Raw genomic sequence first — 23,786 nt, 5'->3', positions numbered from 1 at the left:
GGGGAAAAAGGTTGAAAAAAATAGATAGCTTATTTCAGCTTACCGAGAACGAGTATAGTTCTGTTTATACAAGGATTGCCGAGATAGTAGATATGGAAAAAAGTTTACCAGAGTATGTAGTAAGAGGTGATCTTGATAAATATGTGTTGTTATTTAGTGACTATGAATTTGATGAAGATGAATTTCTTGATTCGTTAAAACAAATAGGCGAAGTTTTAGGAGAGCGTACGGCATATATATGTACAAAACAAACCTTTCAATATCGAACCTTTCTATTTTGGACTAAGAGTAGATGTTATGATGAAGATGTAAAAAAAGCAGCAAAGTTTGATATGAATATATCATCAGAAGAATATTGGGATATAGTCACATGGCGGGAAGAAAAGGATGGAAAAGAGTTCGGATTATCACTGCGTGATCATTATGTACTGTATATACTATTTTCTTCTGGAAAGGTGTTATTGGTGATCGATGTTCATAATGAAGTGGCATTGTTAATTAGTGAAAAAGATATTTATAGAGAGCAGATGATTGATTCCATGATATGGAAGACTCTTTCTGATTTTCTTATTGAAACGGAGGAGTACCATAAAGAAATTTTTCGTGATGGAGGAAAAAGGTATAGGAAAGCTTTAGTTGAAAACTATGCTGGTCTGCAATAAAGGAATGACAATGCAAATATTGAAAGTAGTAATATTTTATACATGTCGTTCTAGGATTATAAAATTAATTCATTGCTAATATTCTTTTTAATGATGAGTGGAATATAAAGTTGTATAGATTCAGTGCATCTCGAAAATTAAACAGGTAATTTTTGAGATGCACTTTTTATTTTAAATAACATATTACTTCTATAATAGTGGGGACAGCATTAACTTGTTATACGAAATAGATGGAAGCGGATATGTCTAAAGTTAATTAATAGATATATAGGCAGTCGCACCACTTATATTTTTCAGAAAAGGTAACTTTAAGAATATAGGAGGATAAAAGATACATGGATAAAGAATATGAAGAACTCATAGTTAGGAGTTTTTTTCAAAAAAAAATCCAGGATAGAATTATTTTTGAACTAACTTCACCTAAAAAAAGAGTGAAGGCATTAGGGCGTTTGGCGCATAACCATGACACTATCTTAAATTCTATGTATTTTGAATCTATCCCAAAAAATATGGTGTATGCTGAAGGAATATCAACGCAATTAAAAAAATATGGAGCAAAGGATTCTTGTTACGTAATGTCCCTTATTAGTGAAATTGATGGGAGTTTTATGGGATTAGAATGTGCAATAGAAAAAGTTATTTGGTGTGGTTTACCTTGTTTAATTTCATGCATACCGAGTAAATTATTATATTTTCAAGCTGAGCAGGGGAGCGGCCCGCCTGAAAGATATATTCTACGTAAAATTTAAAAGTATATCCCTATAAAAAGATATATAAGGTAGGAGAAAGAGTGGCACCATCAATCCATTATATGAAACAGATAGAAAGCGTCCCCCGCTAAATAAAAGTAATAATTGAAAAGGATGAGTGATTATGAGGTTTTTTTTGAGTGGTGAATTAGAAGGTGACATTGCTGAAGAATTTATAAATATTATTTCAGAAATAAGCAGTGAACTTGAAAAATTAAATAATAATAATTATGGGAGTGAGGTAGAAAAAATATCTATAATTCCTATAGTGGTTAAAATAACTCCGGAATATGAAGCTGCGGGTTTCTTTAAAGAAAGAAAGCTTTTTAAAAAGAAGAGTAAAGTAGCAGACTTTAGATTAAGGATTGATTATGAAACATTTTTGTTGGCAGATGATTCAGGGAGAAAAATATTAATAATCAAAAACATTATTCAATCTATTAGGATATTGGGTAAAAGGGCAAAGTCTGATTTTAATGCAATAAAGTTAGAACAGGATATTTTACAAGTTTTTGATATGAAAGAGGGGATATAGTAGATACTCATATCGAAGTATTAAATGAAAATAATAAGATGAAATGGGAATAAAATAATTATGACCTTGAGAGAAAAGAAGGTGTATTATGGATTTTACATTCGAGAAGGTCCAATATGATAGTGCACTTTTAACAATTGTTAGTTTTTTCCCTTCAGGAAAGACTGAAGGGATGCTGGATGTAAATAGTCTGTGAAGGAGAGAATTTAATGTTTCCAATAGGTGAACAGCCACGCATTCTTAAAGATTTGGCTGGAATAAATGAAGATGTACAAGAGATAGCTATTAGCGGTAAAACAAAGAATATAGAGCTTTTAGGTAAGTTGAAAATTAAGGAATTATGGGTTTTTGCAGTGAATCAGGAGCAATTTGATAACATTATGACGCATGTTAATCCTGAATTACTATATGTTTATAAAATGAGAGTAGAAAATTTATCGATTCTACAGATGATGTCTAATCTTAGGGAAGTATATTTGTGTTGGAATACTAAAAATACTGATTTATGGGATTTGAGCTATAATAAAAATCTTTCTTATCTATTAATAGAAGACTTTTCAAAATTAGAAGACTTAACACCAATGAAAGATGGAGAGAACTTAGGCGGTCTTTATTTAGGCGGCGGGATAACAAAAGCACTTAATGTAAAAACGCTGGAGCCAATTGGTGATTTAGTACGATTAAATGAGTTAACTTTAATGAATATTAAAGTTCAAGATCGTTCTTTAGAGCCATTAATGAATTTGAAAAGACTTAAGAAATTAAATGTATCTAATCAATTCCCTATGGAAGAATACGCTAAATTATCGGTAGTATTACAAAATACAGAATGTGAATTTTTTAAACCATATGTACGTATGGAGTCCACAGAAGGAAAAGATATTATGATGATTGGTAGAAAAAGACCTTTCCTTAATTCGAAGACAGATGCTGAAAAAATAAGGAAATATGAGCAAGAATTTAAGACGGTGCAGGAAGAATTTAGAGATGGAATGAAATGAATGTAGTCCCTAAATAAGGGGCATGTGGAAGGAGTAATGATATGGATGTTTATGAGTTAATTAGTGATGTAGATTCAAAAGAAAAATTATTAGAGTTTTTGTTTCATCTTCAAAAAGATTTCAAAGAAAATCAGGATGAGTGGGAGAATATAACGTTAGAGGATTACTTAGAATCAATGGAAGCATGGGTAAATGATTGTGAGGGATCCTACCAAAACAGAGGTGAAGAGATGCCTAAAAATATATCATGGGGCTTTATTGCACAGGTGTTATTGGCGGCAGCTCACTATGAATAAATTTAAATAGATTAATTTATTGAGGTCTAATTTAAAATAAAAGCGAAGAGTCTAAATAGCAGTTGAAGATCTCTCAAATCTCGTAAAGAAATATAATCCTCGTGGCGACGTACGAATAGGATGCATGGGGTAATGGGGTAAAGAGTGATGTCAAAGGCATAGCTGTAGACAATCATAAAAGACCACAATCTTGGTGGTAAGAATAGGGAGGATATACTAACAAATGATAGAAGTTGTGTTTTATGATTGGCGTAAAAATAGATCGAAGAAACAGAAATTACAAGCTCATGAAATAAGAATTTTTGAATTGATTTTTTCTAGAAAGTTAAGAGAATTTGATTTAGGACTAAATGATATTGGATTTGTAGAAGTATTTTGTTTAGCTAAGGTTAATAAAGGTGATTTCTGTGAGGTCATGGTGGATATGAATCAAATTGATATATCTATCCCATATGATTTTATGGATTTTTTAACACTTAATTCAGTTGAAGAAAAATATGAAGAGTTTTGTAAATTAGTGCGCCAATATGTAATACCTGTCCTTGAAGAAAACTCAAATCTATCACCAAATATTGTAAGAGGGTATATTGAAGAGTCATTGGATGAAATAGTAAAGCAAAACTATGAAGGGATATTTTTGGTAGGGAAAACCCCTAAGAAAAGTCCTAGCCGTAAGAAGATAGCGATATTAAAAGGAATTCACCGCGTCCAAGGTTTTCAACTTCGATGTGAGGTATATGATGAAAAGGGAATGAAAATTAAAGATAAATTACTAGTTGAAGAGGTAGGAAATGAAATGGTTTATGGCCGATTTTTGGACACATTGAAATGGGAAAGCGAAAATTTAATTGTAGTTAATTCGAAATCCAGTAGTTGGAAAGAGGAAGTTTATATTTAAGTATGAAAGTATTTTGGAGAAATGTTTATAAGCGATTAGCAGCTCCATGGGCACTTCGTATTGATGTAGCAAATGGTCCCATTTTTATTGCGAATGAAGGATTACCATATGATGTAGAAGAATTAGAGGATGAGAAATAAATTAAGAAATGCTTAGTAGGAAGAGGAGTCCATAGCAACTCTTCTTTCTTTTTAGTTAGGCACTGCTTATTGGTGAAAGTCCAACTTAGGAGAGCCAAATCGCCTAGTAACTGACAGGAAACTGGTGGAGAAATTGCCCTGTGACACAAAGTGAACCTTGCCGCCTCGTTAAAAGAAAGCTAGCGATAGGACAAGGGGTCTACAAAAAACTTTACAACAGAACCGTTGATGGATATGTATCGTTTATTACTAAGTGGAGGGATTGTATGAACTTCATTTTACATGGATCTGAACATACAGTTTTAGCTTCTGTTTTTGACTCATTTCAAGGTAAGGAAAAAGAATTTAATTGGCTTATAACAGATTTGGAGATTGCCACAATTCAGGAAGAGAGAGTTATACGAGATTATCCTGAAATGTCTCATCCAATAGTTTGGATAGCAGGTGAAGATCTCTCAGATCTCGTAAAGAAATATAATCCTCAATTTATTTGGGGCGTACTATCTGCTTTTGATAAGTCTATAAACATTGATATTAATAACTTGCTTGTAGAACCCTATGCAAATGGAAACGAAGAACTCTGGGTACCAAGTCCAAAGATTCAGCATCCCCAAGCAACACTTGAGATTGTTTGTTGGGATTCGTATGTAACGCTTTTTTTAGTAAAGATGAGGACATCGATGATAAATTTCAAGTCCGCTAAAAAATTGGATTGTTAAATAGGTCGTCCTTGAGTAATAAAATGAATGTATGAATAATAATCTCTTTGATGATTATTGGAATATTAGCTAGTATTTTTGAAAAAGTAACTTGTAAAATTCCGGAGTGAATTGTTAACTTTTGATGCGATAGGAAATCGTAAATAAATTTATGAAGGAGAATTTAGAGTTGATAGAGTTTTTGGGATTTATTATGATTTTGGTTTTGAATATTTTAGTAGCATCTATTATTCTTTTGCAAGATTACTATGTGGGTAGTATAAAACTATTTTATTATCAGAAAATCGGTGCTATGTTTGTAATTATACGTTCGTTGTTGAGTATATGGATTACCTATTCTATGATAGCCACACTATTGGGGACATTAAAAATTTTAGCAGTTCAATCAGTTATATTACTTTGCCTTTGGGGGCTTATGCAGTGTGTAAAGAAGTACGGAGGAAAGTGGTATATTACAATGATTGCACTTATTATTTATGGTCTTAGCTGTTATTTTCATATTATGTATGCGAAAACTGTATAGATAATGAGAGGGTATTTGTAGACCTAGTTACATGATAGTAAGAATCTTTAATGAAAATTATAATAAAATGATGTCAAAAGGGAGACTAAAAGTGCTTATAGAATTTTTAGAATTCATTTCTATCTTGGCTTTAGTAGTTGTATTAACATTAACTGTTATGTTGCAAGATATATTTTTTATAAATATAAATAAACAATATACTGAAACACGTATTGGGGCGATTATTTTTTGTATTCGGATGTTGTTCGGGACATGGGTAGTATTTGTTACGGAAACTACTATATTTGCTGTCTCAAAAGTGACTGCAATTCAATTAATTATTTTACTTCTTATTTGGGCATGCTCGAAGTATGTACAAAAAAATAGTGAAAATTGGCTAATTACTATAGTTGCTTTTGTTATTTATGGTGTTGGTACATACATGTATATTCAGTTTGCTTTTAGAGGCTATTAATATATCACCAGAAAAGTTAGTGGTTAGAAAGATGCATTTGTTAAATGTGTATATGAAGGAAGAGCGAATATAGGCTCTTTTTTTCTTTATATATAGGATGGGACATGTATCTAATCCTCGTGGGATAAATCAAAATAGAGAACGGAAGGAATTATATGAACAAAAAAGAATTAAAATTAAAGCTACTGCAAGGTCTAGGTGAAGAGTTAAAAGAAGACGGTTATAAGACTAGGATTACACAACAAGACCTGGTGAAAAAATTTGATAAAGGAAAAATCAGTATACATTTAGCCTTTATCAATCACCCAGAAGATTTTCATGTGATGGTGGATGTGGGAATTCGGTTTGACGAATTAGAAAATATGAAAAATCAATGGGATGAAGGTTTAACAATTAAAGAGAAAAAGGAAACCTATACGATTGGGGTTGAGTTAGGGAATTTAGTCCATAGGGAGCAAAAAAGGTGGCGTGTTGAAAAGGAAGAAGATATTTTACCTGTTACTATGGATATTTTAAAAGAAGTTAAGGAATACTTCATTCCATATATTGATAAGTATGTAGATGTGGAAAATGTATTTGATTTATGTGTAAGAGATGATGATGAGGCTGGATTAATAGGGACAATATTTGATGGGGCTCGAGCACAAAATGCTATTGGATTAGCCTTGTTATTAAATAAAGAAGAGATGTTAGAACAAATCATTGAGAAAAAGAAAGAGTATTTAAAGACGAGGGATAAATTTGAATTGGAGTTATTTGAAAACTTTCTTTTTAATATGGAACTAGGATAGACAAATTTAGTTACTCATTTTGAGGATTATAGTAGATTTGAGTGCTAATATAGTATTGAAGATTTTTCTGCTATTTAATATTTAGAGGTCCTAAATATTTTTAGTTGTGGGGATGTAACTACAATAAGTTTTATAGCAATATTGTGTAGATTAAAGCGGTTCTCTTTTACAGAAAGTAATGTTGTAGATGATGATTTTAGTGTCTGTAAAGGGATAGAATTCGGTAACTTTACGGATAAGAGGCATTATTCGCATAAAAATAAGAGTTTTAATGGTATATAGGAGGTTATTATAATGAAATTCCCAAAAGATGAAGATGGACAAGTGTTAAATATGTTATACAAGCAAGGGATAGATTTTAATAAAAAACACATAGTAGATTTCTTTATTGCAATTCCTGATCAAGGTAATGGAGAAAAAGTAATTGGTAGATTACAAGCATTGGACTTAAATTGTGAATTAGATTTTAATGAAGAATTTGAAGATTGGACATGTACTTGTTCTAAAGAAATGTTCTTAATTTATGAGGATATTGTAGAGATGCAAAAGGAATTGAATAAACTGGGTGAAGAGTTTGGTGGATATACAGATGGTTGGGGTGCATTTGTGTAATATTGAATTTATTTATCGTGATAAAATAAATTGGACTGAGTAAAGAAACTATTTATGGAAACAAGAGCTTATATAAGCTCTTGTTTCTTTGTATATATTAAGATAGCTTAGTGGTAGAAACGTATATGATATGTGGGGGGGCGGGCTGCCTGTAAAAGCCCAATTGGTAAGGGCTGATTAAAGTTTTACTTTATATAGGTTTTGAGAGAGTAAGATATATTGTTTGTAGCGAGGATCTTGAAGGAAGGAAGCGTGTGATAATTGGCAATGACGGATGAACAATTCGAGAATTATCTTGTTATGTGTTATGACAAATTAGAAAGTAAACAGCAAAAATTTATTTTAGATTATAATATCTATAACTTTGATGAGTATTGGTATGATCAAGATCGATGTATATTACAGTTTAAAAAAATGGTCAAGTGTTACTTGAATTTAGTGTTGTTTTTATAGGGTCTTGGTCTGAAAAGAGTAACAGTTGGATGTGGTCTTGGGCTAATGAGAATGTGGCTGATTATGCAAGAAGTAAGTCTAACTGTTTGAAAGATTTACAAAAGATTACAGGAAGTGAGGTTTTTATAAATCCACTTTTTGAATGCGATCAAGAAATGGCGTATGAGCTAGCAGCCTTTTCCATTGAGTATTTAGATGCAGAAGGAGTGTATATAGCACCAGGTGAGAGAAGTGATGTATTTATGGCTGTTACGTCACAGCGTGCGTTGTGAGTAGAGCATATTAAAAATATAGATAAGGTAGAATGAAAAAGGAGTATAGTTTAATAAAAGGTATCATAGTGACCGGATACTATGGTAAATGTAAGGGGGATTATATTGCTTGAAGTAAAGTTTTACGATTGGAAAAAAAAACGTCCTAAAAAACATTATTTGCTTGTACATGAAATTAGAATTTTTGAGCTAATTTTCTCAAAGAAAGTTAGCGAGTTTGAGATGGGATTAAGAGAGATTGAAAAAGTAACTGTCTTTTGTTTAGCTAACGAAAACACTGATATTTCATATGAAGTGAATAGAGCTTTGGGTGAAATTCGTATATATGTTCCATATGATTTTATGGACTTTTTAGCATTAAATTCAGTTGAAGAGAAATACAAAGAGTTTTGCAAATTAGTACGCCAATATGTTGTCCCTGGACTTGAAGAAAACTCTACTCTTTCATCATCTGTTGTTAAAGGGTATATAGAGGAATCTTTAGATGAAATTGTGAAGCAAAACTATGAAGGAATATTTTTAGTTGGGAAGACACCTAAGAAAAGCCCAAGCCGTAAGAAGATAGCGATATTAAAAGGAATTCATCGTGTTAAAGGTTTCCAACTACGATGTGAAGTGTATGATGAAAAGGGATTAAAGATTCGAGATCAACTATTGGTGGAAGAGGTAGGAAATGAAATGGTGTATGCAAGATTTTTGGGTACCTTAAAATGGGAAAGTGAAAATCTAATAGTAGTTCAATCTAAATCCAGTAGTTGGAAAGAAGAAATCTATCTTTAATAACAAGGTTGTATAGTAGAAAGAGGGTTGTAGAGCATAAATGAATTTTTTTCGAAAAAATAAATTAAGTGACATTCAGAAAAAAATACTATGAACATTTTGGAGAGCCTAGTCAGATTCTTGAATATACCTGGGGTGAAAGAGGAGCTAAAAAAGTAGAATTAGATAATACCGCTCTAAAAAAAGGAATGCTATACGTTTTAGAATTCCCGAAAAATGAAGATAGGCCAGTATGGACATATGTAACATTAGGGATGTCAGCTGAATATATGACTAATGGTGCTAAAGGAGAATTAATTTGGTTAAATACAAATCAAAATGATGAAATAATTGATTTGCTTGCTGGATTAGCACATTATCCATTTATAGATGAAACCTCGTTTGATTATGGGGATACAATTTCTAATGCGGATGCTAAATCTGATTTTTCAATGAATGTGCTTTTAGTAAGCCCGGCAGTTATTGAGGCAGGAGAGTCTCCAGAGCTAATGGAGTTTTTTGAAGAAAAAGAGCTTGATTTATTTTGGTTATTACCTATTCATCAAGCAGAAAAAGAGTATATGATGGAACAAGGAGATGGAGATATTAGTGCGCTCTTTGACCTTTGGCTGGAAAACGAGATTGATACAGAAACTTTCTGTGATCCACATCGTTTATCTACGGTTTGATAAAAATATTTTAAATAATAATTGTGAGTAAGCATCAAACTTATTAATATTAAGGAAGTTTGATGCTTATTTTTTATGTTTAGAATAAACGAGAGGTTTTTGATATATATGAAAGATATTGTATGTAAAGAATTAATAAGTTTTAAGTCTATTGTTGAAGCCTATCAATTTAAAAAAATGAGTATAATGTTGAAATAGTACTATGGAAAGAAGGCTGAATGTATTAGAGTGTTTGGAAACATGGATGAAGTTAATTGAGGTAATGTGGTAAATTTACTGCTTAGTAAATAAAAGATTCGAGTATTGGAAGGTGAATTTGATTTACTATAAATCTAGTGAGTAGAGGTGCCGAATGTATGTATCAGGAGTAGGTATTTTTGAAGATAATCTATCTGAAGATATAAAGTTTGATTTCCAAGATTTGATTAGTGAAGGCTATAGCTCAGAAGAAGCTACTGAGATGATGGTGAATACATATATTTCATCTTTACGAAAACATGAAGAAAATATTTTTTGGCTAGCGTTGGCTGCAATTCAATGGGAACTAGGAAGATTGAATCCTCAAGTTAAGGAAAAAGCCATTTGTATTATTGAAAGTAAATCAGATTTAAAACGATGGTGGAGAGAACCGGAATTAAAGAAGAAAAGAGAGCTTGTTTTGGAGAAATTAAAAAAGAATTTAGTTTCACCTTTCCAAAAACCGAAAAAGGTAAAAAGAAGAGTAATTCTAAAAACTGAGCTGGAAATTGGAGATGTAATTACGTATCGGTTATTAAGTGAGCAGCACATTATACTAAAAGTCGTGGGTGTGAATGAGTATGCTGGAAATGCATATCCAGTATTGATGTTATGTGACTGGATTGGACGAAATATTCCTGATAAAGATGAAATTCTCACGATGGGAATGAAAGAAGGATTAAATCAATATTTTCAAAAAGGATTTCAGTACATAGAAGTGTTTCCATTAAAGAAAAAGAGTTATCCAAAAGAACGTATTCGCCTTGTATATAAAAATATAGAGGTACCGTCAAAGGATGCATATCCAATTATGTCTTTAGCATGGGATGAGTTTGATGATGATATTGAAGAATATTATGAATTAAAATAAAAAACGATAAAACATGAAATAAAAAATGTACCTAAATTATTGAGTGCATTTTTTATAATCTTTATATATTTTGCTGCATTAATTCCAAAATGTGCATCACAATATAACATGTGAAATTTTAAAATACCAGTTAATACCCGATTGATTTAACTAATAAAATAATGAGTGGGGGATGAAGCCCCCCACCCATTAAAGTTTTACTTTATTTTTTCTCTACCAACTTTTTATTCTTCCAATCTAGTGTGAACAATTTATTAAATGTTTTTTGATCAACGTCTTTTACGTTGTTTCCAACCCAGTTTGCAGTTCCAAATGTGAAGCCTGGACGAAGTTGGTAGTCGTCGGCGTGTTTTGTATAAGCGACTTGTAAGTTAGATTGATCTGTATTTTTTTCAGAGATAACAACAGCGATCATACCAGGAGAGAAACCGCTATTTGTTAATGCTGGAAGTTGATCCATCGGTATTAAATTACCTTTTGCATCAGATTCATATAGGTATGTGCGAGAGTACATGAACAGTTGGTTTCCATATAAAGAATGATAAGAATCACGTGTGTAAATACCCCAGTTTTGATTGTTATATCCGTTAAAGAATACGTTCCATTTTACGTTTTTGTTTGTTTGGTCAATTAAATTTGTTTTATAACTAGTTTGTTTATAGCTTACAGAGTCAGACCAAGTGACTTGACCAGTTGCACCAGCCTCACCGCTAGGGCCATTGGGCGTTACAGAAGCTTTAACAGAACCACCAAGTTGATAAGATACACTAGATGTTACAGTCGTTTCTTCTACAGCATTTGTAGGTGCTACGTTAAAGAAACGAGCGCTGTTATCTTGAAGGTTAAATGCAACATTATATTGTGAAGGATAACGTAATGTTGCACTAGCACCAGGGATTGGGTAGTTATCAATAGGTGCATCACTTATAGTAGGATTTGCTTTTAGAAAACTACCAGTTGTATTAATAACGGCAATCTGTTTATCAGCGCTTGGATCATCGATAAAAGTTACCTTTAAAGACATTGTCATATTATCAGCTTGATCATTATTAAATGTATTATAGCTCGTATGTGTTTTTGCGTTTTGTCCGATATCTGTTACAACTTGTGATGTTGTTTGAGCATAAGCAGCAGGTGTTGAAAGAGTTACAGCGCTACTAGCAAAAACAGCGGATAATGCTAAACATTTTAAGTATGTTTTAGAACATTTCATACAATCACTTCCTTTTATCTTTGTCGATATATGTCGTATTGTATTTATATCGTAACATAAAAATAAAACGGAATAGATGTATATGCATAATTGCATAGGTGAGTTTTGAAGGATAAAGATAATAGAATTTCATCCAACACGTAAGACTCTAAAATGCCGATTACAGCCGTTCCTAAAAATTTTAAGACGATATGTTTATCAATGTTTTTATTGGGAAGATTGAAGTGCTTAATATTTACGTTATAAGTGCATAACAAGTTATAATAGAAGAAATCAATAAGGAGGCTGGCTGTGAAGAATCTTCGTTATCTCAATATATTTACCATATTAATTATATACACACTACTTATGTTTTACATCGGCTGGAACGGATGGGTTTGGCTTCATGCGGTATTTGGCTGGGAATCTTGGGGATATTATGCTTTCATAGTCGCATTTATTTCATATGCGTACATCCTCGTGCAAGTGTTTAAGTTTCTGCCATTTCTGCGAACGATAGGTTCGATTTGGTTTGCGGTCATACAATATGCGCTTATGTTGTTGCCATTAGCTGATATTATGGTCTTTCTTTTACAGTTTTCAGTAGAGAAAGAAGCGGCAATTATTTGGACAGGGGCGGCTGCGATAGCTACATTTATCTTTATCTTTGCGTATGGAGTATTTAATGCGTATAGTCCGGTAGTAAGAAAGTACGAGGTGCACATACCGAAAAAGGTAGAGGGGCGTAAAAGTTTACGTATTGCGATGGCTTCTGATATGCATTTCGGTAAACTGTCTGGCGTTTCGCATTTAAAAAGACTTGTTCGTCATGTAAATGAGATGGAACCTGATATTATTTTGCTGCCAGGTGATATTATCGATGATCATCCAGGTGTGTTCATTCAAAAGAATATGGGACCAATCATGAAACAAATGAAAGCACCATTAGGTGTATATGGCGTATTAGGAAACCATGAATACTACGGCAGAGCGGTTCCAGAGTTTTTACAAGAGATGGATAAGATTGATATTCGTATTCTTTTAGATGAAGTGATTACAATTGAAGATGACTTTTATCTCGTTGGAAGAAGAGATAAAACAGAGCGAGATCGCCAAAGCTTTGAAAAACTTATGAGTACAGTGGATAAATCGATGCCTGTTATCGCAATGGATCACCAGCCATTTGAGTTGAAACAAGCAGCAGATGCTGGTGTAGATTTATTATTATCCGGTCATACGCACCGCGGACAAATGGCGCCCAATCATATTGTAACGAGAAGAATGTACGAGCTAGACTGGGGATACGCACAAAAAGGCGCGTTCCACGCAATTGTTTCTTCTGGATTTGGATTTTGGGGACCACCGCTTAGACTTGGTAGTAGGTCGGAGATTGTGCAGGTAGAAGTTACGTTTGAATAAGGTTAAATAAAAGGGATTATACATATTAATCATGTATAATCCCTTTTATTTTTTATTTCTCAATCGCGCTCTTTACTTAAATATAATCTCAATTAGTTGTTGTGGATGTGCATTAATTAATCCATGAACAATAATAATTACCCATACCTTACGATAACGCGCCCACAAATATCCAAGGAATAGACCTACGATACCAAGGTTCACAATGACCGTAGCTGTATCAATATCCCAATGACCAGAGCCATGTAATGCGATATGCCAGCTTGCCCATAACAATGATGTAAGAAGAATAGCCGGCCAAGTACCTAGTAATAATTCCAAACGTGTTTGCAACCAAACTCTATAAAAAATCTCTTCAAGTACACTATTTATAAGAAACCCTACAAGTAAAATGGAGATTAAAATCGTGGGTTCCATTTTCATTGAAACAAATGGTGTAGAGAATATAGAAAAGAAGTTGAAGTAACCCCAGATTATAATGACAATAAGTGGTGTAAACTGATACCATCTAATATCCCCTGTTGATTTTACTTGCTTTGGTCGTTCTTTTTTATAAAACAAAAGCAGCATTAATGGAGTGAATAATAATAAAATAATTTTAAATATCATAAACCACAATTGTAATGCCATTCCTTCAAAGTTCGTGGTGAGAAGACAAATCGTGAAGAGGGAGCCACTTAAGAATAAGATAGCAGTTTGAATTATGATGCGCCTTGGTTCAAATTGTTGAAGGGGATTATAGTTTTTATGATGAAATGGTAGGAAACGGACAAGGAGTATACCGACAATAACAGGGATCCACTTGTACCAAAAAGGCATCGTGCCCTTATGATCCCCGCTGTAACGAATGTTCGTTTCTCCAATCCATATAAGCCAAAGAGATGAAAGCAAGATAATAAGCATAATGATACCGCCAATTAACTTCCCCGCTTTTGGAAAATAACTGTCCATAGTTATCCGACCTTTCATATTATAATTGTAAGTCAGTCTCTAATTGACTCTATTCGTTGCTTTTTTCTTTAATAAATATGTATGTATAAATCTATTAAAACAAAAAAGAGGGGGTGTGAAAATATTTTCTTTTTATGATTGAACTTGATAAGAATAAGAGAACCTGCTTTTTTTATAAAAACAAAACATTTATATTCAAATTGCAGAATAGTATATTTACGCTTCTTCAAAAAAGAGATAATATAAAAAGACTTTGCTTGAAAAGGGGGATTGTAAGTGATCATATCAGATGTACTATACGGAAAATTTGAAGTGGATGCAGTGCTAGAAGAATTATTTTTAAGTAAGCCTATGCAAAGACTAAAGGGAATTCATCAAGCAGGCGCAAGTTACTTAATGAACGAGAAATGGAATGTAACTCGTTTTGAGCATTCAGTGGGTGTTATGTTATTAGTGAAAAAACTAGGTGGTTCAGTAGAAGAACAGATTGCTGGTTTACTACATGACGTATCACATACTGCTTTTTCCCACGTGATTGATTACGTTTTTGATAATGAAGATGAAAGTTATCATGAAGAGATATTTAGTTCTGTTGTGAACAACTCAGAAATTCCAGCGATCCTTGCGAGGCATGGTTATAACTATGAAGATATTTTATTAGATGATTCGAAGTGGACGTTACTGGAAAGGTCAGCGCCCGAATTATGCGCAGATCGAGTGGATTATACGTTACGAGATATGTATACATATGGGTATATTTCTTTAGAAGAAGTTCACAGTTTTTTAGAGGATGTCATCGAAGTAGAGGGGAAAATGGTTCTTCAAAGTATCGAAATAGCTGAATGGTTTACAGAAACGTATTACAAAGAAGTAATCGATTTCTTGATGGAACCAATGAATATTTACGGAAATGATATGTTAGCAAAAACGTTAAAGGTAGCTCTTCATAAAAGGATTATTCATGCAGATGATTTTCTTCTTGAAGATGATGAGCTTATTTCGAAATTGCAGCAATGTAATGACCCCGAAGTAGAAGCTTTATTAAGCAAAGTTCATCCAAATGTAAAAGTAAAAGAAGATAGAAACGATTATGATTTACATCAGAAAAATAAAGTGCGTCTTATTGATCCGCCGTTACTTCGTGAAGAGGAAGTTATTCCAGCATCTGTTGTGTCAGGAAACATAAGACAGATGAGAGATATAGCTTATGAAAAAGCGGCCAGAGGGATGTATGTGAAATTGATTTAAAAGAAAAAGGTGTCATCAATTATGATGACACCTTTTTCTTTTAAAGGGTTGTTCGTATAGAAATGTGTTACATTTTTACGATACTATTTCATTTTATCATAAAAATACCTTTTATGGTAAAAAAATAAAATTCGTAAAGTTTTCCATTGATAATAATTTGTGAAAAAAGTACTAATTTTTAATGTGTAAAAAATAATAAATATTTTTAATAGACGCTTTAAAATCTTTCGGTCTTTATATATAGATTTTTATATTTTTTAAGTTAATTTAAAGAATTTTGTCGTTTTTTGTTGTAATTATTATATTATGATACATTTAATGTTCGGAATTAGACATTATAACAGAAAAATTTTAAAAAAACAGAATTGAATCATATTGTTTATTTTAATATAATATATTTGTTAATTAATAACATATTTGGGGTATGATTCTTTATTGCAGTGAGAATTCTTTTTTTATAGGGGGATTTACAAAATGGCTAAAACGGCGAAGTCTGAAATGATGAATGAATTAAAAGAAATAGTTTACAAATTCTTTCCAAAAAATATTATGAAAGAAGAAGAATTGTACGAAGAATCTAAAGAGCATAAACGATTTGTAGAGCTAAAAGAAACATTTATAGAAAACGAAAGTTCTCAAAAGGAAGTTTTGTCTTTAATCGAGTCAACATTTTGTGATTACCATGTATCAGATTGTACAGATTTAAACCTATATAATTGTTTAGAATATAACGTGTTGTTAAATGGAAGAGAACCGATGTTAAATGATGATATTGATTGGATACGAAAATCAAGAGGTGAGCGTCTTGACTTAGGAGTTTTTGTTAGCTTACTTGATAAATATTATTATTACTACGTATTAAAAACAACATATGATGAAGATGTAAGGGAATGGACTTTTGAAACAATCGATGTAGAAATGGATGCCATTTGTGAATTTGAAAAACGAATGAATACAAAAGGATTTGTAAGAGTAGAGCGTGAGGTTGCTAGAACGGCAATATCTGATATTGAAACGGAATGTTTACGTATGGGAGAAGTTAACGTATTCCATGCTTTATTTACGGATTCGGTTAGGGAAATATAAAATATATATGCAGTTTGTACTATATTGAAAGAGTCGCTAAGAAAGTAGGATGTTACTAATTTCTTAGCGACTTTTTTATTAATTATCAAACCAATTCCAAATCTCAATATCTCCAAGAGTCGCATAACGTATGTGCGGGGAGTTTTGTAATTTTAATAACTCTTTCGACGGGCCAGTAATAACAATTCCGTATACTTTTACACCGTTATCTTTTACATATTGATAACGTTTATCTAAGTTTAGTTCTTTCTTAGAAAGCGCTGCTATTTTGCTTACCGTTTTTTTATGGATAGAAAGGACGCGCATCATTTCGGTTACTTTGTCTTCTTGCGTTTTCTGCCCGTCAGTTTCATTATCGAGGAATCTTACATGTTCTGGAAATCCTATAGCTTCTCCGCCATGTAGGATATAGTCATCTACATTTTTTCTTTCTTGTCCTGTATCTAAAGCGTACCATACAGGAGTTGGAGGGAGTTCTTGTGCTTCAAATATGCTATATAAAAGCGGTTCTAATTCTTTTAAAGTGTAAGCTTTATCAAAAGAAATTGCTACTTCTGCAACGGTTCCATCATGTACTTTTGCAAGTGTATCCCATACTTTTTTTGATGAATCCTTTAAATAATCACCCTGCTCTGTTTTTGGGTGAACAAAGAAGAGTTTTGGTTGATAGAACGGATTCATCCAAGTTCGCTTCGTAACATCTACAGATGATAAGAAGCTTTTTGTTTCTATTGTACCGAGGGGCATTTCTTTTTTACCGACGGTTCGTACTAAATCAAATTGGCTATTCGTACGGAAAAAAGCTTCTACACTTGTTCCGCCCCCCATAACACGGCTATTTGGGATCGTTGCTTCAAGTGCAAGCGAAGGAACCTCTCTAATTTCTTCTAGCCTTTTATCATTATTAGCTTGAAAATAAAAGGCTGATAATACCCCGCCGATTATATAGATAACGATGCAAATTGATAATATAAAACCAAACGTTTGTAAACGATGTTTCCACTTAATCCTCCAAAAAGGAACTTTAAGATCTTTTGGAGGTAACTTTTTCTTAATTGGTTCTGTTTTTGTTAACAGCTCATCTAAGTAAGCTTCACACTCTTCACATGACTCAATATGACTTTCTAACAGTTCTTGTTCATCATGCGTGAGCGTTCCATTTTCATACTTCTCCCATAGTGTTTTAAATTCTGCACATCCCATCTGTATCACTCCTTTATGTTTTTCATTTCTTTTCGTCCCCTGTGTAATTCAATTTTCACTTTCGCTAATGAGAGACCAGTCATTTCTGCTATTTCCTTATAGGAGAATCCATAGTAATCTCGTAGTAGCAGGACATTTCGTCTTTTAAGGGGAAGAGAAGATAAACTATCTAACCAACTAGCAATCTCATGTTTTACGAAATACTCATGTTCTGTACTTGGTACGTTTGGTAAATGGAATTCTTCCACTGTAGTTGTTTTATATTTTTTCTCTTTTCGATACCAATCGATAAAGGCGTTGTAGGCAATTGTAAATAACCACGGCCTAATTTCTTCGCCTTTGTAATAATCAATATGGACGAGCATGCGATAAAAGGTTTCTTGCATGAGATCTTCCGCACAGTGAGAATCTCCGGTTAGGGAGAGAAGATAGCGAAATAAATCATGCATATGATCTGAATAAATGTCTTCTAATGATTGTTTGCGTTTCACTAATTTCCCTTCCTTCATACATAACAACGAAATACATATAAAAAAGTTACAATTTTTTATGGAATTATAGTAAAAAACGTCAAGAATTGGATTGCGTTCTCTTTTATCATAATACATATAAGGCGGGTGAACAGAGATGGAAAGCTATGAAACACAAATTCAAAGGTCAATTGATTATATTGAGGAAGATGTAATGGAAAAACAAACGCTGCGTAATTTAGCTCGCATTGCAGGTTTTTCTGAGTCGCATTTTCATCGTGTATTTCAGGCATTAGTAGGTGATACAGTAATGGAGTATGTTCGAAAGAGGAGGTTAGCCCGGGCAGCTTATCAACTTTCTCATACGGATGAAAAAGTTATTGATATCGCGTTTGAACATGGCTTTCAATCTCACGAAACGTTCACGAGAGCCTTTAAAAAATTATTTCAAATGACACCGAGTGAATATCGAAAACAAGAAATCGAAACACCGATGTATTACAGAGTGAATGTAAAGCAAAGAAAATTAAATCCGTATTTAGGGGGCATACAAATGGAATATCGTATTGTAAATAAACCAGAATTTTTAGTGGCGGGTTATGAATTGAAGACGACAAGTAAAGAAGGGAAAAACCATCAAGACATTCCAGCATTTTGGCAAGAATATTTACAAAAAGATCTTGGGACAACAATTCCGAATCGTAAAGATACGAGCCAATGGGTAGAGCTTGGATTATGTACTGATTTTAATTTAGAAACAGGGGACTTCACTTATATTATCGGAATGGAAGTTACAGACTTTGAAAATGTACCAAATGAAATTGCAAAGCGTACTTTCCCGGCAGCAACATATGCAGTATTTACAACGCCGAAAGTTCCTCATGAAGAAATGGTATCGTCTATTCACCAAACGTGGAATGCAGTATTCTCAGAATGGTTCCCGCATTCAGGCTATGAACATTGCGGCGTTACAGAGTTTGAATTATACGATGAGCGTTGCCACGAAGATAAGAGTGAGTTTGCGCAAGTAGAGCTTTGGATACCGGTGAAGAAAAAATAATAGGGTAAGAGCGAATCATTGGGAGATGGTTCGCTTTTTCATAAAGGGGAAATAGGAAAATGTTCAAAAAACTAGAATGTGTATCTATACATACGAAGGATATAGAAAGATCAGTTTCTTTTTATAAAGAAATGGGAATGAAGCAAAACTGGATGATAGAAAGAGAATTAGAAGAAGGGGTTATTTGGACGTTAATAGGATTGAAGTTTCCAGATGAGAAAAGTTCGGAGTTAGTAATAAGCAATCATCCGGATATTAATTTTACGGAAGTCGAAGTATTAGTAGAAGATGTACAACAAACGTATGAAAGTTTAAAAGATAATAAAGATGTAAAATGGATTCGCGAACCATTTCCAACAGAATCAGGACATGTTGCAGTAATGGAAGCACCTGATGAGAATGTGTTTGTGTTAGTAGGGAAATAGCTGAAATATGGAGTGACCTTTCATAGTGAGTTATGAAGGGTTATTTTTAATTTGTATAGTAGTAGAGGAAGTAGGTTAGTATTGTCGGTAAGTCGATATATCTAGAAAATCGCTGATATAATTCGAGTTGCGCCGATATAATTTCATATACCGCTAAAACACCTCAAAAAAACGATCCACATAATTTCAATTACCGAAAAACTCTCCCAGAAAAGAAAAAAAGACGCCACATAGCGTCTTTCCTACGAACGAAACGGAAATACAAGAATAATCGTCGTTCCTTTTCCGAGTGCACTATCAACGGAAATTGTCCCGTTATGAGCATGAACGAGCTGTTTTGTAATGGCTAGGCCAAGTCCAGTTCCGATGTTGCTTTCTTCTGTGTTTGTTCCGCGGTAATATCGTTCAAATAGAAGTTCTTTCGTTTTTTCATCCATTCCTTTTCCGTCATCTGAAATGGAGAGTGTAAAGGAATTAGCGTTTTGTGATAATTTTACGATGACAGTAGTTGTTTCGTTATTATGTTTTACAGCATTTACGAGTAAGTTTTCGATAATACGCTGGAACCATTTTTCTTCAATGAAATATTGAATTTTATTTGAGCTCGGTACGAATTCAATATTTTGATTTTGAAGTGTTGGATTATTAATAAATTGCAATAATACTTTTTGGACGAACTGATTGATTTCAACGTTTACGTGCTGTACAGGAAGGCTGTTATTTTTTAATTGATACGTTAAGCTTAAATCATCAATTAATGTCGTCATATATTGAGATTTCTCTTTCATAACACTACCAAATTGTTGAATATCACGATCAGTCCAGTTATATTGATTCGATTCGAGTAATAATGCGTATCCATATATAGAGCTAAGTGGTGTTTTTAAGTCGTGCGTTAGACCGGTAATCCATTCTTCTCGTGTTTGCTGAAGTACTTGCCTCATCGCATCATTTTTTTTGAGTGTAATAGAAAGGTGTTCTAGTGAACTTGTCACATCTCTAAACAAACGGAATGACCATTTTTCTTTACCAGATCGCCGGAACCTGACAGGTTTTCCTTTTTTACTAATAGGTTCTTCATACTTTCCGCCAGCGATATTTTTAAGCCAGCGCATCGCATGTAATAACGGTTTCCCGAATTTATTACCGTACCAAATAGAAAGAATGACTAAATAAACAAATACGATAAGAAGGATTAATCCGCATCCGATGAGAAACTTCTTAGTAAATACATCTTCAATTTCGTCATCTGGATAGTAGTGCTCATTTTTCGCAGTTACAACGAGTAGGTTGCCACTATTTGTATCGTAAAAGCTAGATGTGTTTTCTTTATGATTCCACGGTTCTTTTTCATTAAGGGCGATTTGTATTGCTGAAAATGTTTTTTTCTTTCCAGTTGGATAGGCAAAAACCTCTTCACCATTTTGATTAAATATTTGAAGTGCTGCTTTTTCTTTAGACAGTAATTGTTTTTCTTGATCTGTTAATGTGAATGAATCCATCGTTAAAGAGGAGTGCTCCTTTTGAATTGCTGTCAGTAACGCATTGCTTTTTAACATACCACCATAAATAACAAGTACTTTCTTTTCTTCTAATTCAATTTCCCAATATGTAAATTTATAATTACTTTCGATATGATGTTGTATATATGCGACTAAAGATGTCTTCGTATAAGCATTCGGAACATCATTTGGTGTATTAAAGTGGTAGAGGATTTTTCCGTTTTCATCTACAACTTGGAGCCAATCATTTTTCTCCTTTATTAAATCTTGCACTTCAGATTGCAACGAAATATGCCCATCTTCTGAAGAGATGTATCTTGAAATTGTAAAACTATCAGAATCTGGAATATTAGGTTCGTATAAAGTACTAGTAAGAAGAAAAATTAAATAAGTAAAAGCAGCAACTACAGCGATAAGTAATGTAACTAAAACAAAAACGTGTTGCATGATAAATTGAATAATAAGTCGTTTATTAAAATTCATATCGTCACCCTACTTTGTAACGAACTTATAACCAAGCCCGCGAACGGTTTTTATATATTCTGGTTTACTTGGATCGTGTTCAATTTTTTCACGTAGTTTTCGAATGTGGACCATAACAGTGTTGTCATCGCCATTATAGGCAGGTGCTCCCCAAACTTTTTCGTATATTTCCTCTTTCGAAAATACGTAGTTCGGATTCTCGCAAAAGAAGAGTAGTAGTTGAAAGAGTTGAGCGGAACATTCGACAATGTGACCATCCACTGTCAGTTCTGCAGAGTGCTGATCAATTTCAAATCTGCCAAATGAAATCGAGTGTGATTTTTGTTCGTGTGGTACGGTTTGTTTCATATGTCTCCGAAGCTGTGCTTTCATACGTGCTACTACTTCTAATGGATTAAAGGGCTTCGTAATATAATCATCCGCACCGTATGAAAATCCGGATATTTTATCTAAATCAGATGCTTTTGCTGATAGGAAGAAAATTGGACAATCTGTTTGTTGGCGAATGATTGGACAAATATCAAAACCGGATTGTCCAGGAAGCATTACATCTAAAATAATTAAATCGTAATTGTTTTGCTTAGTTAGAGATAAAGCTATTTCAGCTGATGTTGCAGTTGTAATATGAGAAAAACCTTCTTTTTCAAGAATGGTAGTTAGTAATTGTAAAATTGCTGTTTCATCATCAACAAGTAAAATATTTGCTTGGTACATAAAAATCCCTCCTAATTTTCTCGAATATCATATCATCATTTTGTAACTTATGGAATTTTTAAGGGAATTTTAAGGTTTTCTTTCTCAAAAAATTAAGAATCAAATGATATGATAAAAGTAACATAGGGGAGGAGATGAGTGTGAATCCGTTTCAAGTGATGCGAGCTAGATATTTTTTAATTGTATTTGCACTATTAATTTTAATAGCGAGAAGTAGTGGCGATTTGCTAACAAGTATATTTCATATACAAAATTCTTCTTTTATAAATATCCTTATATTCTATATCCTTCCGATCGTATGGATTTTTTATGAGTATAGAAAGCATCGCATTTCATTTTCATTGTTTGTTAATAAAAATGAAACATTTAACTTGGTGCAAGTTTTATACATTACGGTTATGTTGTGCATGTTTAGTTACGGGTATCTTATTTTGTATATGTATAGTTTTGCATGGATTACACCGGACTTTATTATGAATGCATTGCATGAACCGATTATAGATAGTACTGGCGGATATGTATATCAAGTCATTAGGATCGTATTCATCGCACCAATTATCGGGGAGTTTGTTTTTCGCGGATTTTTACTTCAACGTTTTGCAACAAAATGGGGAACGAGCATAGCGACCATCGTTGTAGCAATATTGTTTGCGTTGTTACATGTTGATTTCCTCGGTGCAGCCATATTCAGCATCGTATTGTCGCTCATATATATTCGTACGAAAAGTTTACTCATGCCAATTGCAATACATATGTTAAACAATGCATTTGTAATGGGGGCGTCTTTTTTAATAAGTAGAGAAAAAATTATGAGTTTTGCCGATTTCTCAAATTATACGACATTCTTTCCTGGACTTATTATTTTTATAACAGGATTAAACTTAGTACTTATCTTTTTATTTGTTAATCGCAAATATTGGAGTAAAGAAGTGCCAGTTATATATGCAGAGCAGGAAAAGAGCTTTTCAGATGTAGTGGGGAGTAAATGAGATGAAGAAGACTGTTGAAAAAATATTAAAAGACATTATAGATTCCACGTCTATTACAGATATGTGTGATAAAAGCGTTTGTCATTGGCTTCAACCTGTAGTAGATACGATTGTGTTTCCAGAGTATTACTTATTTTCTAGTACTCATTTAAAAGAAAATATTATTTCTCTTCTTATTGTGTTCGGGGTTTTACTAATATTTGGTCTAATTGTAGAAGAAATGATGAAGCGCATCTTCAGAAAGAATGAAGAGAAGTATATGTGGATTCATAAAGTATTCGAGAAAGTAATGGTGGCTTTCCTTTTGTTTTATGGTATAAAAACAATCATTTACTTTATAGCTTTGAAACATCATTAATTCGAAATTTGAAAGGGATGTATAA

Annotated in this window: 28 protein-coding genes and 2 pseudogenes; 23 read left to right on the top strand and 7 right to left on the bottom strand. The window is 33.0% G+C overall.

The window, feature by feature from the left end; translation table 11 throughout:
- Positions 1 to 11 precede the first annotated feature (11 nt).
- The 16 genes and pseudogenes from MR170_RS05820 (at position 12) to MR170_RS05745 (ending at position 10,661) form a co-directional block, all read left to right on the top strand.
- Positions 12 to 662 (top strand): hypothetical protein, encoded by a 651-nt coding sequence (locus tag MR170_RS05820; RefSeq protein ID WP_242307687.1) that lies wholly within the window; start codon positions 12 to 14, stop codon positions 660 to 662.
- Positions 663 to 997: 335 nt separating this feature from the next.
- Positions 998 to 1,411 (top strand): hypothetical protein, encoded by a 414-nt coding sequence (locus MR170_RS05815; protein ID WP_043936596.1) that lies wholly within the window; start codon positions 998 to 1,000, stop codon positions 1,409 to 1,411.
- 124 nt (positions 1,412 to 1,535) lie between these two features.
- Positions 1,536 to 1,946 (top strand): Imm44 family immunity protein, encoded by a 411-nt coding sequence (locus MR170_RS05810; protein ID WP_242307685.1) that lies wholly within the window; start codon positions 1,536 to 1,538, stop codon positions 1,944 to 1,946.
- Between the two features lie 209 nt (positions 1,947 to 2,155).
- Positions 2,156 to 2,947 (top strand): leucine-rich repeat domain-containing protein, encoded by a 792-nt coding sequence (locus tag MR170_RS05805; RefSeq protein ID WP_242307679.1) that lies wholly within the window; start codon positions 2,156 to 2,158, stop codon positions 2,945 to 2,947.
- 41 nt (positions 2,948 to 2,988) lie between these two features.
- On the top strand, positions 2,989 to 3,243 hold the full coding sequence (locus tag MR170_RS05800) for a DUF7660 family protein (RefSeq protein ID WP_000383678.1): 255 nt from the start codon (positions 2,989 to 2,991) through the stop codon (positions 3,241 to 3,243).
- Positions 3,244 to 3,466: 223 nt separating this feature from the next.
- Positions 3,467 to 4,141 carry a hypothetical protein gene (locus MR170_RS05795; RefSeq protein WP_242307676.1) on the top strand — a complete coding sequence of 225 codons (675 nt, stop codon included), beginning with the start codon at positions 3,467 to 3,469 and terminating at the stop codon, positions 4,139 to 4,141.
- A gap of 2 nt (positions 4,142 to 4,143) precedes the next feature.
- Positions 4,144 to 4,281 carry a hypothetical protein gene (locus tag MR170_RS05790; protein WP_016082545.1) on the top strand — a complete coding sequence of 46 codons (138 nt, stop codon included), beginning with the start codon at positions 4,144 to 4,146 and terminating at the stop codon, positions 4,279 to 4,281.
- Positions 4,282 to 4,547: 266 nt separating this feature from the next.
- Positions 4,548 to 4,984: pseudogene (locus MR170_RS05785) on the top strand (hypothetical protein).
- A gap of 185 nt (positions 4,985 to 5,169) precedes the next feature.
- On the top strand, positions 5,170 to 5,523 hold the full coding sequence (locus MR170_RS05780) for a hypothetical protein (RefSeq protein ID WP_016082543.1): 354 nt from the start codon (positions 5,170 to 5,172) through the stop codon (positions 5,521 to 5,523).
- Positions 5,524 to 5,614: 91 nt separating this feature from the next.
- A complete protein-coding gene (locus tag MR170_RS05775) occupies positions 5,615 to 5,977 on the top strand; it encodes a hypothetical protein (RefSeq protein WP_016082542.1) in 363 nt (120 codons plus the stop codon).
- A gap of 155 nt (positions 5,978 to 6,132) precedes the next feature.
- Positions 6,133 to 6,768: a hypothetical protein gene (locus MR170_RS05770; protein ID WP_242307672.1), complete on the top strand. Its 636-nt coding sequence runs from the start codon at positions 6,133 to 6,135 to the stop codon at positions 6,766 to 6,768.
- Between the two features lie 294 nt (positions 6,769 to 7,062).
- On the top strand, positions 7,063 to 7,380 hold the full coding sequence (locus tag MR170_RS05765) for a ribonuclease E inhibitor RraB (protein ID WP_017656751.1): 318 nt from the start codon (positions 7,063 to 7,065) through the stop codon (positions 7,378 to 7,380).
- A 261-nt stretch (positions 7,381 to 7,641) separates the two neighbouring features.
- Positions 7,642 to 8,105: pseudogene (locus MR170_RS05760) on the top strand (DUF6882 domain-containing protein).
- A gap of 105 nt (positions 8,106 to 8,210) precedes the next feature.
- Positions 8,211 to 8,885, top strand: a complete 675-nt coding sequence (locus MR170_RS05755) for a hypothetical protein (RefSeq protein ID WP_059304023.1) — start codon at positions 8,211 to 8,213, stop codon at positions 8,883 to 8,885.
- A gap of 188 nt (positions 8,886 to 9,073) precedes the next feature.
- Positions 9,074 to 9,553, top strand: coding sequence for a suppressor of fused domain protein (locus MR170_RS05750; protein WP_242307669.1), 480 nt, complete (start codon positions 9,074 to 9,076; stop codon positions 9,551 to 9,553).
- A 352-nt stretch (positions 9,554 to 9,905) separates the two neighbouring features.
- The gene (locus MR170_RS05745; protein WP_242307662.1) at positions 9,906 to 10,661 is read left to right on the top strand and encodes a hypothetical protein; all 756 of its coding nucleotides are present in this window, start codon (positions 9,906 to 9,908) and stop codon (positions 10,659 to 10,661) included.
- Positions 10,662 to 10,863: 202 nt separating this feature from the next.
- Here MR170_RS05745 and cytK2 read toward each other — a convergent pair whose 3' ends face one another.
- Together cytK2 and MR170_RS32445 are read right to left on the bottom strand one after the other, a co-directional pair.
- Entirely contained in the window at positions 10,864 to 11,874 is a 1,011-nt protein-coding gene (gene cytK2, locus MR170_RS05740; RefSeq protein ID WP_242307658.1) for a beta-channel forming cytolysin CytK2, read from the bottom strand.
- Between the two features lie 44 nt (positions 11,875 to 11,918).
- Positions 11,919 to 12,131, bottom strand: a complete 213-nt coding sequence (locus tag MR170_RS32445) for a hypothetical protein (RefSeq protein WP_050842825.1) — start codon at positions 12,129 to 12,131, stop codon at positions 11,919 to 11,921.
- A gap of 34 nt (positions 12,132 to 12,165) precedes the next feature.
- On the opposite strand from MR170_RS32445, the gene MR170_RS05735 reads away from it, so the two are divergent.
- Positions 12,166 to 13,272 carry a metallophosphoesterase gene (locus MR170_RS05735; RefSeq protein WP_242307639.1) on the top strand — a complete coding sequence of 369 codons (1,107 nt, stop codon included), beginning with the start codon at positions 12,166 to 12,168 and terminating at the stop codon, positions 13,270 to 13,272.
- A gap of 72 nt (positions 13,273 to 13,344) precedes the next feature.
- Here MR170_RS05735 and MR170_RS05730 read toward each other — a convergent pair whose 3' ends face one another.
- Positions 13,345 to 14,223 (bottom strand): CPBP family intramembrane glutamic endopeptidase, encoded by an 879-nt coding sequence (locus tag MR170_RS05730; RefSeq protein WP_242307638.1) that lies wholly within the window; start codon positions 14,221 to 14,223, stop codon positions 13,345 to 13,347.
- A 276-nt stretch (positions 14,224 to 14,499) separates the two neighbouring features.
- On the opposite strand from MR170_RS05730, the gene MR170_RS05725 reads away from it, so the two are divergent.
- Both MR170_RS05725 and MR170_RS05720 read left to right on the top strand, forming a co-directional pair.
- A complete protein-coding gene (locus tag MR170_RS05725) occupies positions 14,500 to 15,471 on the top strand; it encodes an HD domain-containing protein (RefSeq protein WP_242307637.1) in 972 nt (323 codons plus the stop codon).
- 474 nt (positions 15,472 to 15,945) lie between these two features.
- Complete coding sequence (locus MR170_RS05720) at positions 15,946 to 16,557, top strand: hypothetical protein (RefSeq protein ID WP_242307636.1); 612 nt, start codon at positions 15,946 to 15,948, stop codon at positions 16,555 to 16,557.
- Between the two features lie 78 nt (positions 16,558 to 16,635).
- Here the strand turns inward: MR170_RS05720 and MR170_RS05715 are convergent, their stop codons facing one another.
- Together MR170_RS05715 and MR170_RS05710 are read right to left on the bottom strand one after the other, a co-directional pair.
- On the bottom strand, positions 16,636 to 17,760 hold the full coding sequence (locus MR170_RS05715) for an anti-sigma factor (protein ID WP_242307634.1): 1,125 nt from the start codon (positions 17,758 to 17,760) through the stop codon (positions 16,636 to 16,638).
- Positions 17,761 to 17,765: 5 nt separating this feature from the next.
- A complete protein-coding gene (locus MR170_RS05710) occupies positions 17,766 to 18,251 on the bottom strand; it encodes an RNA polymerase sigma factor (RefSeq protein ID WP_242307627.1) in 486 nt (161 codons plus the stop codon).
- 136 nt (positions 18,252 to 18,387) lie between these two features.
- Between MR170_RS05710 and MR170_RS05705 the strand changes: the two genes are divergently transcribed.
- A complete protein-coding gene (locus MR170_RS05705) occupies positions 18,388 to 19,290 on the top strand; it encodes an AraC family transcriptional regulator (protein WP_000446841.1) in 903 nt (300 codons plus the stop codon).
- A gap of 59 nt (positions 19,291 to 19,349) precedes the next feature.
- A complete protein-coding gene (locus MR170_RS05700; RefSeq protein WP_000473644.1) occupies positions 19,350 to 19,715 on the top strand; it encodes a VOC family protein in 366 nt (121 codons plus the stop codon).
- A gap of 242 nt (positions 19,716 to 19,957) precedes the next feature.
- On the opposite strand, the gene MR170_RS05695 is transcribed toward MR170_RS05700, so the two are convergent.
- Positions 19,958 to 21,700 carry a sensor histidine kinase gene (locus tag MR170_RS05695; RefSeq protein ID WP_242307625.1) on the bottom strand — a complete coding sequence of 581 codons (1,743 nt, stop codon included), beginning with the start codon at positions 21,698 to 21,700 and terminating at the stop codon, positions 19,958 to 19,960.
- 9 nt (positions 21,701 to 21,709) lie between these two features.
- Complete coding sequence (locus MR170_RS05690; protein WP_029442109.1) at positions 21,710 to 22,414, bottom strand: response regulator transcription factor; 705 nt, start codon at positions 22,412 to 22,414, stop codon at positions 21,710 to 21,712.
- A 140-nt stretch (positions 22,415 to 22,554) separates the two neighbouring features.
- Between MR170_RS05690 and MR170_RS05685 the strand changes: the two genes are divergently transcribed.
- Complete coding sequence (locus tag MR170_RS05685) at positions 22,555 to 23,403, top strand: CPBP family intramembrane glutamic endopeptidase (RefSeq protein WP_242307623.1); 849 nt, start codon at positions 22,555 to 22,557, stop codon at positions 23,401 to 23,403.
- Position 23,404: 1 nt separating this feature from the next.
- Entirely contained in the window at positions 23,405 to 23,761 is a 357-nt protein-coding gene (locus tag MR170_RS05680) for a hypothetical protein (protein WP_000754334.1), read from the top strand.
- The last annotated feature ends 25 nt before the right edge of the window (positions 23,762 to 23,786 follow it).

Source organism: Bacillus cereus group sp. BfR-BA-01524 (genome assembly GCF_022662595.1).
GTDB lineage: Bacteria > Bacillota > Bacilli > Bacillales > Bacillaceae_G > Bacillus_A > Bacillus_A thuringiensis_S.
This window is presented reverse-complemented; position numbering and strand designations above follow the sequence as displayed.